Source organism: Sulfuricurvum sp. (assembly GCF_028710345.1).
Classification (GTDB): Bacteria; Campylobacterota; Campylobacteria; order Campylobacterales; family Sulfurimonadaceae; genus Sulfuricurvum.
The window spans coordinates 269,328-284,398 of record NZ_JAQTUH010000001.1; the positions used below are offsets into that span (position 1 = coordinate 269,328).

The window sequence follows — 15,071 nt, forward strand, 5'->3', positions numbered from 1 at the left end:
GCTATCATTTAAGACTCTTTTTGCAAAAAAATAGTTTTCAAGGATAATAATGGGTCGAATAGTTTTACTTTTATTGTTCCCCATTTTCCTCTTTGCATCCCACGTAGAACTTTTTAAATGGAATAACGGAGAGAGTTTTCTTACGTTTTTAGAGCGTAAAAAGCTCCCTCTCTCACTTTTTTATAATCTTGATAACGATGATAAAAAACTCACCGAAGATATCCCCTATACCGCTAACTGCCAAATGCTTGTCAGCTCAAAACATACTATGGATCAAATTTTAATCCCTGTTAATGATGAGTTGCAACTTCATATCTATTTAACCCCCAAGAAACGTTATGCTATGGATGTGATTCCGATTATTAGTGAAACCTATAAAGAGATTTTGTATACCGAAATCAGTACGGTTCCTTATGATGCGATTTTAAAGGCATCCGGATCGGCAAAATTGGCATCAAAGTTTGTAAAAATATTTAAAGGGCGGGTTGATTTTAAAAAAAATGTTAAACCCGGTGACCCAATAGTGATTGTATACGAACAAAAATACAGACTCTCTAAACCGTTTTCGATGCCTGAGGTAGCAGGGGCTATGGTAGAAATCGGTGGGGTAAAATATGCTTTGTATAAGCACAATGATGGACATTTTTACGATGCTAAAGGGGCACAAATCGAGAAATTACTATTTAAAATTCCGATCAAAAATCCCCGAATCACTTCGAATTTTTCCAAAAGTCGTTACCACCCAATACTGCATCGTTATCGTGCCCATTTGGGGGTTGACTTTGGAGCTCGCCCAGGGACACCGATTTTGGCAACGGGAGATGGCCGTGTTTGTTTCGAAGGATCCTATAACGGATATGGAAAAACAATTAAAATTCGCCATTCTAATGGTTTGGTTAGTTTGTATGCCCATCAAAAATCGTTTTGCAGTGGTATTCACAATGGCAGTAGTGTTAAACAAGGTGAAGTAATCGGTTATGTAGGTTCTTCAGGTCTCTCTTCAGGGCCACATCTCCATTTTGGAATGTATGATGGAAGTACAGCTATTAATCCTCTAGGCGTTATGAAGAAAACCACCGAAGGGTTTAGCGGTAAAGAGCAAAAGGTATTTGCAGCTATTCGTTCCAAATTGGATAGTGTTTTTAATGAAAAATTGAGAACAAAACCGAAAAAAGTCCCTTTTGTTGATTTCCAAAATATCTATTATGTCGATAAAGATACGTTTAGGGTAAAAGCATTTTAAGGGAGAAACTCCCGATGAAATCGGGAAAGAGAATCCTGAAATTTTGACGAAACATAAGGATTCCCCAAGAGGGGGAAGAGATTAGAATTTGTAACTCATAGCGATATTAAATGAGCGTCCAATACCTTGTAAAGGGGTGGTGTAGTTTGTTCCGTTATTAACTAAATCGACTCCGCCGAGTGGAAGAGCATATGCTTGATTAAATAAGTTAGTAACCGATAAATCCATATTTAGCTCTTTAGTCCAAGCATAACCAGTACGGAGATCAACCACTGCATATCCTGGGGTCATCGGCTCATTGCGAAGGGTATCAACTGAATCTTTTTTTGCTACGCTTTCGATGTCAATTCCATTGTTCCATGCACCGGAAACACGATCCAGTGAAACTTTAGCATGGAGTGGCATCATGTGGTAAAGTGATCCACCATTATCACGAAAACCTCGTGTATAGCTAAGGTTTCCTTTAAGGGTTCCTTTTCCATTGTTGCTGTTATCCCATAATGTTGTGTATCCTGAAAGATCAGTACCAAACAAGTGTGCATCGGTATTTACGAATTGAAAATAACTACGTTTCGTGACACCTGAACCAGTCGATGTAAGAAGTTTAATATCAACATAATCACTTACTTTGGTGTAGTAAGGGGTTAGTTTTAGCCCCCATTCTTTGTCTGCGCTGTCATGAAAAGAAATGGTTGTACTAATAGTATTAGCTACTTCAGGTTTTAAATCAAGATTCCCGACGTATCCATTTCCATCACCAAACCAGTTGATCATACGCATATCCATTAGCATTGGATTGGTAAGTGTGATACCAGGTTTACTTCCTGCCCATGCATAGCGTTCATACATATTGGGTGAACGTGTTTTTCGCGCAAAGCCGAGTTCTATATCGGTAGACGTGCTGTATTCATATTTTGTTGTAGCTGTTACATCATAATTGCTATCAGTCTTTTTGTGTTCAAGTGCATTAAAGTAAGCTGCATTTACTGGATCGTTTGCACCCATTGCATACATACCTGTTCCGTCATTATATCCCACTACATTATCTGTATCCATACTGATTCGATCAAAACGTACACCGAGAATAGAAGAGAGTTGTTCACTCCATTGAGAATTGGCTTCTGCAAATACTCCTAATCGATCCCGTTTTCCATTATTTATATTCCAAAAGGTATTGGGATTCATTCCAGCCATCATACCACCAGCCGCTGGCCAATAATCATCAAGGCGGTATCGATCATAGTCAGCACCAAATTTAATGGTTTGAGTAGAGCTTAAAGGCATAGTTGCTTTAATATTGAGGCCACTTTCTTGGGCTTCAGTATTCATAGGCATATTTCCAGAGTGTTCCGAAAGAATTTTATTCATATAGTGATCAGTATCTTGTCGAAATGCATTCGCATCGATTAATAAAGCACCCACTTTCCCTTTATAGCTTAGATTACCTGAAGTCGATTTATTGCTAAGCATATCCATGTATTCGTTTGGAAAACCAATATAATCAACATTGCTTTGAGCTATTTTCAATGCTATGACATCATCTGGGTCAATTTTATAGGCGATGGTTGCAGAATGGTTTTCTTGTTTATAAAGAGTGTCTTTGACGAGTACACCCTTTCCATTTTTATAATCATCAGCTTGTTCAGCGTATCCTGAATAGTTTACACTGATTTTATTATTTGCGGCAGTTGCACTTACAGAAGCTCCTCGTGCTTGATTATTGCTACGATAAAAAGCTGATACATCGCCACTGATGAGAACTTCGCCATTATTTTGAGCGAAAATCGGATCTTTGGATTTGACCATAATGGTTCCACCGATACTATCACCGCCTGCACTAACAGGAGTTATCCCTGCCATTACTTCGATTGATTCGATTTTTGAGGTATCGATATACGAAAGTGCCGGATTCATATGGTTTGGACATGCTGATGTGATGGTCATACCGTCGATATCGATTTTGACACGATCATCTGCCATCCCGTGAATAGCTGGTAATGAGGCACTGCTACCCATATTGTAAATACTGACACCAGGAATATCGGCTAAGGTTGCGGCTGTATCTCCTGTCATTTTTGTGGATTTGGATGTTGAAATCTCTTTAGCACTCAAATCCGCTTGAGGTGCAACGGCATCAACCGTAATTTTTTGAATCGTTACCGAATCACTGGCAAGTGCAGCAATCGCGGCAAGCGAAAGGAGGGTAATTTTTTTCATGTTTTTCCTTAAAGACTATTTACCATTTTATTATAGAAAAAAAGTGTTACATTAGTGTTAAGACGGAAGATGTAAACCCACTTCTTCGGGAAATTGCATCGTTACGCAGTGAAGTGAACCGTGTTGACGAATGAGGACTGAACAATCGATAGGGATGATATCGCGTCCCCTAAATGCTTTTTCACATATGGCGATAGCTTCTGCATCATGTGAATCATTATAAATCGGTAACAAGACAGCATCATTAATAATGAGAAAGTTAGCATAGGTTGCAGGGAGGCGTTCTTCATCATAAAAAATCGGATTAGTCATTGGCAGGGCAATGAGGTTAAACGGTTCGCCCTCAACATCACGAAGTGCTTTTAGCTCCTCCTCCATTTTTTTGAGGGCATCGTAATGCTCATCTATTTGATTGTCACATTTGACGTACATAATCGTATCGGACTCGATAAAGCGGGCAAGGGTATCGATATGGCTATCAGTATCATCACCGGCTAAATAACCGTGGTTGAGCCACAATATCTGCTCCACCCCAAACTCTTTTTTTAGAATGGCTTCGGTTTGAGTTTTGGATAAATGGGGGTTACGGTTTGGATTAAGCAGACACTCTGCTGTGGTGAGGAGTGAGCCGTTAGCGTTGGTTTCTACCCCGCCACCTTCCAAAATAAGATCGATTTTCTCCATCGATTCGCCATACACGTTTCCAATTGCACTGCTCATGGCATTATCACGCGAGGCATCAAATTTCCCGCCCCATCCGGTAAAGGTAAAATCGAGCAGTAGCGGCTCACCCTCTTCTTCATCGATAACACTGAGAACACTGCAATCGCGTGCCCATGTGTCATTGGTTTGGTAGGGGATAAAGATTAAATTTTCATTGGGTTCAAAATATGTTTTGACAAAATCAACATCATCGCAGATAATAAGACACGGTTGGTATTGCGCTACCGCATTGGCAATGTTAACAAAACAGTGACGTGCCTCTTCGAGATAGGGTACCCAGTCGCTTTGGGGATGGGGGAAGATGAGTTGAACGAAACTTTGAGGTTCAAATTCGGCGGGGAAATAACGCATTAATTATCCTTGGAATATAATACCCTTATGGGAACTATTAAATTGAGCCGTGAGGCATTAGAACATAATATTGACATTATCGCACATCAAGTCGGTGGAAAAGATAAAATTGCGGTGGTTTTAAAAGATAATGCCTATGGGCATGGGGCAATTATGATTGCTGAAGCGGTATCGAATTACGGCATAAATCAAGCGGTAGTGCGGTTGGAGCGTGAAGCAGATGAGATTAGTGAATTTTTCGAAAATATCCTTATTTTAGGGGACCAGCCACACACTCCAAAAGCCAATTTTAGCTACGTTATCAATTCTCTTGAAGAGATAGAGCATTTTCCAAAAGGGTGTCGAGTTGAGCTGAAACTCGATACAGGGATGCACCGTAACGGTGTGGCACTTGGGGAGATTGAAGAGGCTTTTTTGCAAATGAGCGAGAGAGGTTTAAACTGTATCGGTGTAATGAGCCATTTACGAGCTTCGGATACTCTGAGCAGTGAATGGTTTTGGCAACGACGAAATTTTGATGATGTAAAAGATAAAGTATTAAAATTGGGAGAAAAATATGGGTGGAAACTCCGTTTTCACCTCTCCAATTCGGGGGGGATATTCCGCTCTTCTAGCTGTAGTGATGATATGGTACGTGCCGGTATTGCCCTTTATGGATGTTTGGAAATGGAGAGAACCCTTCCACAACCTAATCTTAAGAGCGTCCTTTCATTGTGGGGTAATCGAGTAGCTACACGTATCCTCAAAAAAGGGGAGAGGGTTGGTTATAACGGTATTTACGAGGCATTAGAGGATGAGGTAGTATCGACCTATGATTTGGGGTATGCTAACGGTTTAGATCGTTTGGCATCGAATCGATATAGCACTCCTGAGGGGATTGCGTTGCGAGGGCGTATTTCGATGGATAATGCAATTTTTTCGAGCGATAAAGATGAATTGCTTATTTTTGACAATGCCAACGATTATGCTAAAGTGGTCGGTACTATCGGGTATGAGATATTGGCGTGTTTGGATAAAGATTTAAAGAGGGAATGGATTTAGGTCGTTATTTTTACAAGTGCATCCCCAAATATTGCTCCATCGAGGCGCATTTCGATGAGAGTTTCTAAATCGTCCATCTCTTCACAATATCCGAGTATTTTCGCATCAAAAAGATAGTGTTCGGCAATACGCTGAATCTCAGAACCATTTTTTGTGGTGACAATTAGGTAGGTGGCACCTAAATTTTCTCCTAATACTGCTTCTAATTCTGAACTGATATAGAGTGCAAAACGGATTTTATTATCACGTAGGTGGGTAATAATATCGATATTTTGCTCTTCAAAGAGAAGGGCAATGATAGAGTTTGAAGGGGTTTTGAGTATTGCATCGATAGAGCTGATATGGTAAAACTGCTCTGAGGGGATGAGTGGATGACCAAACAATATCATGAAGCATCCTTGAGACATTCGACTGAACAGTAACATTTTCCGCTACGCATTAATGCCTCCTTGGTTTGAACATAAGTCCCACATTGTGTACAGGGTATCATCGCTTCATCTGTGGAAGCGTCATTTTTTGGTGAGGATATAGATTTTGTTTTTGCAAAAAACATATAATAGACGGTAGTAATAAGGGCAATAAAAAGTAAAAATTTCAACATAATTTACGACTCGATTAAAAGATAGTGACGATTCTGTTTTTCGATGATTTTATAGTTTAACGACTCATCCACTTCATCATACACCTTTTCCCCTTTGTAAAAAAGTAAAAGAGTTCCGGTAGTCCGAAACGGCTCAGAGAGTTTTAAAAGCATTTTGGTGTCGGTTACGGCACGTGAAGTGATAAAATCGTAAGGCTCATGAGGGAGGTTCTCGACGCGCAAGGCTTTTACATCAACGTTTTTAAGCCCCAAATTTGCTTTGACAAATTGGAGAAAGCTAGCACGTTTTGAAAGGGGTTCGACAAGGGTAAAATGGGTTTGAGGCAATGCAAGCGCTAAAATCATCCCTGGAAATCCGGCACCGGAACCTATATCCATCGCTTTGGTAATAGGAGGTAAAAAAGTGATTGGTTGAACCGCATCGATAATAAATTCATCGATTTGGGCAGAAGTTTTAGCACCGGTGAGATTGTGTACTTTATTCCATTGCAGTAGTAGCTCTCTGTAGCGGAGAACTTGCGGTAAAAAAGTTTCTACTACCGAAATATTTTGAGAAGAAAGCATGTTAGCAAGTGTGCTCAAAAAAAACCGTCCCGTATTGTATAAATTAGACGGTTATTGTATCTAAAGTTTCTTTAGGGGAGGCGAATGGTGTAATCGGCTTTTTAATCTGATTTCTTGATTTTTCAAATGCGTGATAGAGGGTGGTATAAAAAACATTAACGTCAATAGGTTTGGCTATGTGCCCATTCATACCGGCTTGCGAAATTTTTTCAATTTCACCTTCTAGTGTATTGCCGGTAATAGCAATAATGGGTATGAAATCTTTTTCAGGTTCTTTTCGGATAATTTGCGCCGCTTCATATCCATCCATAATCGGCATTTGAATATCCATTAATATAACGCAAATATCAGGGTTCATTTCCACAATTTCAACTGCCTCTTTTCCTGTTTTTGCGGTGATAATATTGATAGATGTACCTGAGAGTAAGCCAGAGATAATAGAACGGTTGATCTCATTGTCTTCCGCGAGTAGTAAGGAACGACCTGCGAAACGTTTTAATCCCTCTTTGAGTTTTTTGGTATTATCAAGATGTTTTTCTTCATTGGTCGCATACCCGTATACTGATAAAATAATTTTAAATAAGGCTTGTTGATTATACGGCTTTTGGAGGACAAATTCGCGCTGTTTTTTAGTATCTTCTCCGATCCATACGAGTTTAAGGGTATCATTTTTAATTTGCTCTTGTAGCTCTTTTTTTATGACTGGATTTAGGGTTATTTTAGAATCAAGAAAGAGAATATCAATAGAATAATATTTCATGGACGCTAATAGTTCACTCGCATCAGGGAGTGTTTTGACTTCATAATGGTAGTATTCCAGCCCACGCTGAAGAACAGAAATATTATCAGGATTAGGATCAACTATCAGGGCATTTTTGTTCATCAAATCGGTGCTTGGAAGGCGATAGCGTCGTTTCTCATACTCAAAATCAGAATGAAGTTTGATGTCAAATGAGAAAGTGCTCCCTTTTCCAAGGATGCTGTGAACGTAAATACTTCCCCCCATGAGTGATACAAGATTTTTACAAATGGAGAGCCCTAGTCCACTGCCACCATATTTTCGTGAGATTGTATCATCGGCTTGGGTATAAGGGGTAAATAAATTTTTTACCTCATGCTCATCAATACCAATACCGGTATCAATAACCTCAAAATTAATTTTTAGATTGACACGTGAGATTTGTTGTCCCCGTGCACGCAAGATGACTGAGCCTTGTTCGGTAAATTTAACGGCATTATTGAGTAAATTTACCAGTACTTGTAATAGTCTTAATGGATCACCAATCAGTTTATGAGGGACACTTTGATCAATATCAAAAATGACTTCAATCCCTTTTTCTTGCGCTTTATGAGCAACAATATTAGATATATCATCGAGGAGTGTATTGAGATCAAAAGGTATTTGCTCAATACTGACTTTGCCCGCTTCAATTTTAGAGTGATCCAAAATATCATTAATAAGACTAAGTAGTACATGTGCTGAGTCTTTGAGTTTGGTAATTTGGGTTCGTTGCGTTACTGTAAGACGTGATTCTAAAACTAGATGACTTATGCCGGTGATTGCATTGATAGGGGCGCGAACTTCATGACTCATCATAGCGATAAAATCATTTTTAGCTTGGATTGATTGTTGTAATGCCTCTTTTTTCTCACGAAGTTGTGTATATTCACTCTGAAGATGCCGAAATGTTTTTTCTCTCCAACCAATCCATCCGGCCCCTAGGCTAACTATACTTCCCAATAAGATCCAAATAGATAGGGGAATCGTTGTTGAATGTCCGTGGGAAACAGCAGGAATTTTTTCAGGGGTAAGGGTTGATGCGATAGTCAAAGCAGCAGGATGGTTTTTGTTGGATGGTTGAACTTTAGTAGGCTGCTGTGTAAGTTCTTTGTTATGCTGTGCCAATAAAAAGAGGTAGTCATCCGCTACGCCACGACTAACGGTTGCTTTGGGATGGTTTTTATGAACTGTTTGGAGGAAAAGCTCGGCATCTTCCCGTTTGTTAAAAGGTTCAGCAGCAATAATGTACCCATCACCAGATTTTCGATATTGAATAATAAACTCTTTGGTATGGGCGTATTGTGAGACAGCACTGGTGGGATTATTTTGATAAGTTTCATATGCTTGTCGTGCGTCACGTTTAGAATTAAAACGTTCTAAAACAACTTTGTAGTTGTCGCTTAGAGCGAAAAGAGAGAAAGAAAAAGTAAAAAGTATTAATAGTAAACGCATAATTTCCTCAGTTTGCTTTTTGCAAGTGTTGATTCTACCTTAAAAAAGTAAAAGAAATGTTATAAATTACTAGATGATATGTCCCATACACTCTTTTTTGGTTCTAAGATATCCTTCATTATAAGGGTTCGGGTCAATAACAACAGGGATTCGCTCTACAATCTCGACATCCAAATCTTCGACTACGAGAACTTTCGCGGGATTATTGGTCAGAAGACGAATTTTTTTGAGTCCGAAATCGTTAAATACTTCCCGTACAACATCGTAAGTACGTTGATCGGGTGCAAAACCAAGTTCTACATTAGCCTCTATGGTATTACGTCCTAGATCTTGCAATGCATAGGCATTGAGCTTGTTCAATAAACCGATATTTCGCCCCTCTTGAGCATGATAAATAATCAATCCTCCTTGATCAGCAATCAGCTTGAGTGCTTTATGAAGTTGATTATTGCAGTCGCATTTAATACTGCCGAAAGTGTCTCCTGTTAAACATTGTGAATGGATACGGACAAGGGGGGCTTCTACAGTGTTAAAATTTTCTGTAAAGATAGCTAGATGTTCTTGACATCCTTCTTTATAGGCACGTATTTTAAAGTGACCGTATTTGCTAGGGAGGTTGGCAATGGATGATTTTTCAAAGGTTATGTGATTCTTCATGTGGAAATTATAATTCGCTTTTCTTAATCTAACACGCGCTACACTTGCATAACATTTTATTTTGGAGCACATTTTATGGATCGCTTTCGTCGTACACGTTTAAATACACATCTACGTTCTTTGGTGCGTGAAACCCATGTTGGTGTGAATGATTTTATTTATCCACTATTTGTGAGACCGGGAGAGGGGATTAAAACAGAGGTCTCTTCGATGCCGGGTGTCTATCAAATGTCTCTCGATGAGATTTTGAAAGAGTGTGAACTTCTCCAATCCTTAGGACTTTATTCGATTATTTTATTTGGTATTCCGGAAGTTAAAGATTCGGTTGGGAGCGATGCATTGTGTGACCACGGAATTATTGCAACAGCCGTTCGTGCTATTAAACATGCGTATCCGAAAATGTTTGTCGTGACGGATTTGTGTTTTTGTGAATATACCGATCATGGTCATTGCGGTATTTTAGATCATGTTCATGAAACAGTGGATAATGATTTGACTCTTGGAATTTCAGCACAGCAAGCTCTTGTCCATGCTAGGGCAGGTGTAGATATGATTGCCCCATCAGGGATGATGGACGGTATTATTACAACATTGCGTGATGCACTTGATGGGGGAGGGTATGAAAATCTCCCTATTATGAGTTATTCGACCAAGTTTGCAAGTGGATACTATGGACCGTTTCGTGATGTAGCTGAATCGGTTCCGAGTTTCGGTGATCGCTCTACCTACCAAATGGATCCTGCAAATCGACGCGAAGCTTTACGTGAAAGTTTGGCCGATGAGGCTCAGGGGGCAGATATATTAATGGTGAAGCCGGCATTGGCGTATCTTGATATTATCCGTGATATTCGAGAAGCATCAAATCTACCTTTAGCCGTTTACAATGTTAGTGGTGAATATGCGATGCTCAAACATGCCGGTGCGGCAGGTTTGATTGATTACAATCGTGTTATGATGGAGACGATGATTGGTTTCAAACGTGCAGGTGCAGATATCATTATTAGTTATCATGCTAAAGAAGTAGCGCGACTTTTAAATTAATAAAATATTTTTATGATATGATTGTTTTTTGTATCGAAGGAATGATGTGAGACACTTTTTAACATTAAAAGATTACACCAAAGAAGAGATCCTTGAGATTGTCGATTTGGCGTTAGCGATTAAGCAAGAGCAAAAAGCTCGGACCCCTCACCCTTATTTAGCGGGTCAGACTTTAGCTATGATTTTTGAAAAAAGCTCAACACGTACTCGTGTCAGTTTTGAGACGGGGATGTTTCAGTTGGGAGGACATGCCTTATTTCTCTCTAACCGTGATATCCATTTAGGGCGGGGTGAGCCTGTAAAAGATACGGCGCGTGTGATCTCCTCCATGTGTGATATGGTAATGATCCGTACCTATGAGCACTCAAAACTCGAAGAGTTCTCTACTTACTCCCAAGTACCCGTTATTAATGGACTGAGTGATAGTTATCATCCCGTACAGTTAATTGCCGATTATATGACAATGGTAGAGTGCGGTCGTCATATACATCCGATAGTAGCCTATATCGGAGATGGAAATAATATGACCCATTCATGGTTGATGCTAGCGAGTAAGCTAGGTTTTGAACTTCGAGTCGCAACCCCGAAAGGGTACGAATGCGATCCTGTGATTGTGGCAGAGGCAATGCAGTTTGCCCAAGTGAGCGGTGCAAAACTCATCTTTACCAATGATCCGAAAATTGCAGTACAAGGTGCAACGGTAGTGACTACCGATACATGGATATCCATGGGACAAGAGGAAGAAAAAGCTCAGCGACTTCGTGATTTTTCAGGATACATCGTGGATGATTCTTTGATGGCAATAGCTGATCCGTATGCTATATTTTTACATTGTTTGCCGGCATACCGTGAAGTAGAGGTGAGTGAGAGTGTTTTAGAAGGAGCGCAAAGTGTTATTTTCCAAGAGGCTGAAAATCGTCTTCATGGACAAAAAGGGTTAATGGTTTGGCTAGATAAACATCGAAAAGGGGTATAAATGCGTTGGTTACTGATAATAAGTTTACTTGGTGTGTGGATAAATGCTGCTGAAGTAGTGGCAGTTGGTGATAAATACAAAAATTCGGATAAATGCCGAGCGTGTCATAATCATATTGTCAATCAATGGGATACGTCGTGGCACAGTAAATCTCATTATGGTAATGATGAGTACTTTCAAAAAACAATCGACTATATGTCTCGTAAAACTCATAAATCGGTAGGTACTCTCAAAGTTGAATGTGCAACGTGTCATAATCCTCGTATCTCAGTAACAAAAACAAGTGCGGAGTATGAAGCACTTGCTTCGATTAATGCGGCCGGTAACACAAAAGTTGATAAAGCACTAGGCAGTGATACTATTGCTGAAGGGATAAATTGCGTAGTATGTCATAACATCGATCAAATTCACGATGGGTTACCAGATAGTGAGCGGGGGATGAATCGTGTAACTTGGATGAAATCAGGGGTAATGAGCGGTCCATTTGATGATGCTAAATCGCCGTATCATCAAGTTGAACATCGCGACTTTATGGATACCAACCCTAATCAGCTTTGTTTTGTTTGTCATGCAAACGATACCTCTGAGGAAGGGCATCGTTTTATCAATATGAAAGCTGATTTTAAAAGTGGTGCTAAAACGTGCGTCGATTGCCATATGAGCCCTCGCAAAGAGGGAGTAGCCGCAACCTTACGTGATTCAAAAGGTGATCAGAAAAAACGTCAAATTCGAACCCATGGATTTGTGGGCGCACACACTGAGAGTATGTGGCAGGGCGCATTGAGTGTAAGTGGACGTAAAACCTCTAAAGGTTTGGAAGTGACATTGAATAATTCTCAGCCACATGCACTTCCAAATGGTTTTGGATCACGAGAAATTTTGATTGAAGCTAACTATATGAATAATTCTCAACTTGTTAAAAGTGAAGTTCTTTCGTTAACCTCTAAATTTTTAAGTAAACGTGGTACACCGACAGTCCCTCATTTAGCGGATAAAACAGTTGAAAGCGTATCGATACCGGCACAGGGTTCTAAATCATTTATCCTTCCATTGGCCCCTAATAGCAATCAAGTTGTGGTTGTGGTTTCGTATCGATTGGTTAATGATGAAGTGAGAGGATTGCTAGAGCTTACAGATCCGATTTGGTCGAAAAAAATGGTGATTCAAAAAGTAACCATCAAACTTTAAATTAAGGGGTTTATCCCTTAATTCATCTCTACTTTAATCAGTAGATCATTCCCCTCTTCGACTACAATAAAATTGTGTTTACGACAGAAAGTTTCATTCATCTCTTCAGCCCATCCATTTGCTTCGATGAGTGCATCATCTTTGTTTTCAAATGTTTTGACGGATGCCATTCCGCTGCGTTTAAAACATCCACACTCTTTTTCGATTTTTACATTATACATAACTCATACTCCTTGGTAATAATTTTGCAAGTATAATCATTGAAAGTTAAAAATATGTGACGAAATATAAACAATTTGAAACTAAAGATTCACTTTATCTTTTATTACTCTTAGCTTATCAGGAGTAATTATGCTTTACTAAGCTATAATTCGCTCGAAATTTTTGGGTGCCTTCGTAAAGCTTTAAAAAATCTAAAACTTTACTAAGGTACCTTCCATGGTAGAGAGATTACTCTTTCGAAAATTTATTGCCCACGAGGGCTTAACATCACGTCACGCTCGCACGCATAGCAACATGGGCTTTTTAGGAAATATTTTTACATAACTATGTGAAAAACGGATTCCTTATTTTGCGCGGGTGGCGTTTATAAAAAAGGTAGAAATATGAATAACGTAGAAACAGAAGTAGTCGTAGCCGACACAAATAGTGCAACCTTTGCCGATTTCGGTCTTCGTAAAGAGATTATGCAAAGTATTGATTTTGCTGGATTTAAAACACCGAGTCCAATCCAACAAATGGTTATACCGGTTATTATGGAGGGACGTGACGTTGTAGGTCAAGCCCATACCGGTACAGGTAAAACAGCAGCATTCGGTTTGCCATCATTGAATAAAATGAACATGAAGGGTGGGATCGAAATCCTTATTATCACCCCTACACGTGAACTTGCTAATCAAGTAAGCGATGAGATGTTTAAATACGGAAAACATTTGGGTGCACGAACTGTAACCATTTATGGAGGAAGCTCATACAATCGTCAGCTTGATCTTATTGATCGCGGTGCACAGGTTATTATCGCTACTCCAGGACGTTTGCTCGATATGTTGAGTCGTGATATGCTTAAAGGTTTTGCCCCTTCAACCGTTATTTTGGATGAAGCAGATGAGATGCTTGATATGGGCTTTTTGGATGATATTAACGAAATTTTCACCTATCTTCCGACTGAGCGTCAAACATTATTGTTCTCAGCTACAATGCCTCAGCCGATTAAAAATCTTGCAGAGCGTATTTTGGTGAACCCATTTTTTGCTTCTATTACCAAATCAGAGACGACCAATACCGATATTACGCAACAATATTACGTAATCGAAGAGTCTGAGCGTGATGATGCAATTATCCGTTTGATGGATGCTGAAGATGCTCAAAAAACGGTCGTATTTTGTCGTACCAAAAAAGAGGTAGATCGCCTCTCAAACGTTCTATCGGCTGCTGGATATTCTGCAAAAGGTCTTCATGGTGATATGGAACAACGTCAACGTGAAAGTGTTATCAAAGGGGTAAAATCGGATGCATTTGATGTATTGATTGCTACTGACGTTGCCGCTCGTGGATTGCATATCGATGGGATTACCCATGTATTTAACTACCATATCCCATTTGATCCTGAAAGTTATGTTCACCGTATCGGACGTACAGGACGTGCAGGTCATAAAGGTGTTGCGATTACTTTGGTTACTCCGTTGGAGTTCAAAGAACTTCAACGTATCCGCTCAAAAGTGGGTACGACGATGGAGCACGCTTATATTCCAAGCAAAATGGACGTTAAAAACTCTCAAGTTAACCGTCTTTTGGCTGAAATTGAAAAACAACACGTGTATGATGAAGCGCATAAAGTTCTCGATGCATTGAAAGAAGATTTCGATCAAGATCAAATTGCCTATAAATTGATCTCTTTATTGATGGAACGTAATACTGTCCAAGGACCAAATCAAATCGGTATCTCAGCAGAACGTATGGAAAAAATTCTCCATAATCTTGAGAGCCGTGGTGGACACGGTGGCGGTGGTAACCGTCGCGGTGGCGGATACCGTGGTAATAACAATCGTAGCGGCGGAGGCGGTGGATACCGTGGTAATAACGACCGTAACGGTGGTGGTGAGCGTAGTTCTTCAGGCGGTGGATACCGTGGAAATAATGACCGTAATAGCGGTGGTGGAGAGCGCAGTGGCGGTGGAGAACGAGGCGATCGTTCACGCAGTTTCAGCGGACAAAACCGCTCACGTAGTTAATAAGA

The 15,071-nt window shown here is 39.9% G+C and carries 14 protein-coding genes; 6 read left to right on the forward strand and 8 right to left on the reverse strand.

Translation table 11 applies throughout. The annotated features are described in order from the left end of the window. The first annotated feature begins 49 nt into the window (after positions 1-49). On the forward strand, positions 50-1,243 hold the full coding sequence (locus PHC76_RS01410; RefSeq protein ID WP_299970638.1) for a peptidoglycan DD-metalloendopeptidase family protein: 1,194 nt from the start codon (positions 50-52) through the stop codon (positions 1,241-1,243). Positions 1,244-1,324: 81 nt separating this feature from the next. On the opposite strand, the gene PHC76_RS01415 is transcribed toward PHC76_RS01410, so the two are convergent. Continuing rightward, positions 1,325-3,460 carry a TonB-dependent receptor gene (locus PHC76_RS01415; RefSeq protein WP_299970641.1) on the reverse strand — a complete coding sequence of 712 codons (2,136 nt, stop codon included), beginning with the start codon at positions 3,458-3,460 and terminating at the stop codon, positions 1,325-1,327. A gap of 57 nt (positions 3,461-3,517) precedes the next feature. Continuing rightward, the gene (locus tag PHC76_RS01420) at positions 3,518-4,534 is read right to left on the reverse strand and encodes an agmatine/peptidylarginine deiminase (RefSeq protein WP_299970643.1); all 1,017 of its coding nucleotides are present in this window, start codon (positions 4,532-4,534) and stop codon (positions 3,518-3,520) included. A 27-nt stretch (positions 4,535-4,561) separates the two neighbouring features. Here PHC76_RS01420 and PHC76_RS01425 point away from each other — a divergent pair, with 27 nt between their 5' ends. Further along, the gene (locus PHC76_RS01425; RefSeq protein WP_299970646.1) at positions 4,562-5,575 is read left to right on the forward strand and encodes an alanine racemase; all 1,014 of its coding nucleotides are present in this window, start codon (positions 4,562-4,564) and stop codon (positions 5,573-5,575) included. Here PHC76_RS01425 and PHC76_RS01430 read toward each other — a convergent pair. The 5 genes from PHC76_RS01430 to ribA form a co-directional block, all read right to left on the reverse strand. Then, on the reverse strand, positions 5,572-5,964 hold the full coding sequence (locus tag PHC76_RS01430) for a hypothetical protein (protein WP_299970649.1): 393 nt from the start codon (positions 5,962-5,964) through the stop codon (positions 5,572-5,574). The genes PHC76_RS01425 and PHC76_RS01430 overlap by 4 nt on opposite strands. After that, positions 5,961-6,176, reverse strand: a complete 216-nt coding sequence (locus PHC76_RS01435; protein WP_299970652.1) for a PP0621 family protein — start codon at positions 6,174-6,176, stop codon at positions 5,961-5,963. Before PHC76_RS01435 ends, PHC76_RS01430 begins: the two co-directional genes overlap by 4 nt. Before the next feature lie 3 nt (positions 6,177-6,179). After that, positions 6,180-6,740 carry a 16S rRNA (guanine(527)-N(7))-methyltransferase RsmG gene (gene rsmG, locus PHC76_RS01440; protein WP_299970655.1) on the reverse strand — a complete coding sequence of 187 codons (561 nt, stop codon included), beginning with the start codon at positions 6,738-6,740 and terminating at the stop codon, positions 6,180-6,182. A gap of 43 nt (positions 6,741-6,783) precedes the next feature. Continuing rightward, positions 6,784-8,973: an ATP-binding protein gene (locus PHC76_RS01445; protein WP_299970658.1), complete on the reverse strand. Its 2,190-nt coding sequence runs from the start codon at positions 8,971-8,973 to the stop codon at positions 6,784-6,786. A 69-nt stretch (positions 8,974-9,042) separates the two neighbouring features. Further along, entirely contained in the window at positions 9,043-9,630 is a 588-nt protein-coding gene (ribA, locus tag PHC76_RS01450; protein WP_299970660.1) for a GTP cyclohydrolase II, read from the reverse strand. 75 nt (positions 9,631-9,705) lie between these two features. Here ribA and hemB point away from each other — a divergent pair, with 75 nt between their 5' ends. Genes hemB through PHC76_RS01465 form a run of 3 tightly spaced genes read left to right on the forward strand, consistent with a single transcriptional unit; the run spans position 9,706 to position 12,835 of the window. Beyond that, on the forward strand, positions 9,706-10,671 hold the full coding sequence (gene hemB, locus PHC76_RS01455; protein WP_299970663.1) for a porphobilinogen synthase: 966 nt from the start codon (positions 9,706-9,708) through the stop codon (positions 10,669-10,671). Positions 10,672-10,717: 46 nt separating this feature from the next. Further along, positions 10,718-11,647: an ornithine carbamoyltransferase gene (gene argF / locus PHC76_RS01460; protein WP_299970666.1), complete on the forward strand. Its 930-nt coding sequence runs from the start codon at positions 10,718-10,720 to the stop codon at positions 11,645-11,647. Continuing rightward, positions 11,648-12,835, forward strand: coding sequence for a multiheme c-type cytochrome (locus PHC76_RS01465; RefSeq protein WP_299970669.1), 1,188 nt, complete (start codon positions 11,648-11,650; stop codon positions 12,833-12,835). A gap of 17 nt (positions 12,836-12,852) precedes the next feature. On the opposite strand, the gene PHC76_RS01470 is transcribed toward PHC76_RS01465, so the two are convergent. Then, on the reverse strand, positions 12,853-13,056 hold the full coding sequence (locus PHC76_RS01470) for a hypothetical protein (RefSeq protein WP_299970672.1): 204 nt from the start codon (positions 13,054-13,056) through the stop codon (positions 12,853-12,855). A gap of 384 nt (positions 13,057-13,440) precedes the next feature. Between PHC76_RS01470 and PHC76_RS01475 the strand changes: the two genes are divergently transcribed. Then, a complete protein-coding gene (locus PHC76_RS01475) occupies positions 13,441-15,066 on the forward strand; it encodes a DEAD/DEAH box helicase (protein ID WP_299970675.1) in 1,626 nt (541 codons plus the stop codon). Positions 15,067-15,071 lie beyond the last annotated feature (5 nt).

Bases quoted from the DNA above. Each gene is read 5' to 3' on its own strand.
- PHC76_RS01445 (WP_299970658.1), bottom strand. From the start codon at position 8,973: ATGCGTTTACTATTAATACTTTTTACTTTTTCTTTCTCTCTTTTCGCT.
- rsmG (WP_299970655.1), bottom strand. From the start codon at position 6,740: ATGCTTTCTTCTCAAAATATTTCGGTAGTAGAAACTTTTTTACCGCAA.
- PHC76_RS01430 (WP_299970649.1), bottom strand. From the start codon at position 5,964: ATGATATTGTTTGGTCATCCACTCATCCCCTCAGAGCAGTTTTACCAT.
- hemB (WP_299970663.1), top strand. From the start codon at position 9,706: ATGGATCGCTTTCGTCGTACACGTTTAAATACACATCTACGTTCTTTG.
- PHC76_RS01475 (WP_299970675.1), top strand. From the start codon at position 13,441: ATGAATAACGTAGAAACAGAAGTAGTCGTAGCCGACACAAATAGTGCA.
- PHC76_RS01420 (WP_299970643.1), bottom strand. From the start codon at position 4,534: ATGCGTTATTTCCCCGCCGAATTTGAACCTCAAAGTTTCGTTCAACTC.
- PHC76_RS01425 (WP_299970646.1), top strand. From the start codon at position 4,562: ATGGGAACTATTAAATTGAGCCGTGAGGCATTAGAACATAATATTGAC.
- PHC76_RS01410 (WP_299970638.1), top strand. From the start codon at position 50: ATGGGTCGAATAGTTTTACTTTTATTGTTCCCCATTTTCCTCTTTGCA.
- PHC76_RS01465 (WP_299970669.1), top strand. From the start codon at position 11,648: ATGCGTTGGTTACTGATAATAAGTTTACTTGGTGTGTGGATAAATGCT.
- PHC76_RS01470 (WP_299970672.1), bottom strand. From the start codon at position 13,056: ATGTATAATGTAAAAATCGAAAAAGAGTGTGGATGTTTTAAACGCAGC.
- PHC76_RS01415 (WP_299970641.1), bottom strand. From the start codon at position 3,460: ATGAAAAAAATTACCCTCCTTTCGCTTGCCGCGATTGCTGCACTTGCC.
- ribA (WP_299970660.1), bottom strand. From the start codon at position 9,630: ATGAAGAATCACATAACCTTTGAAAAATCATCCATTGCCAACCTCCCT.
- PHC76_RS01435 (WP_299970652.1), bottom strand. From the start codon at position 6,176: ATGTTGAAATTTTTACTTTTTATTGCCCTTATTACTACCGTCTATTAT.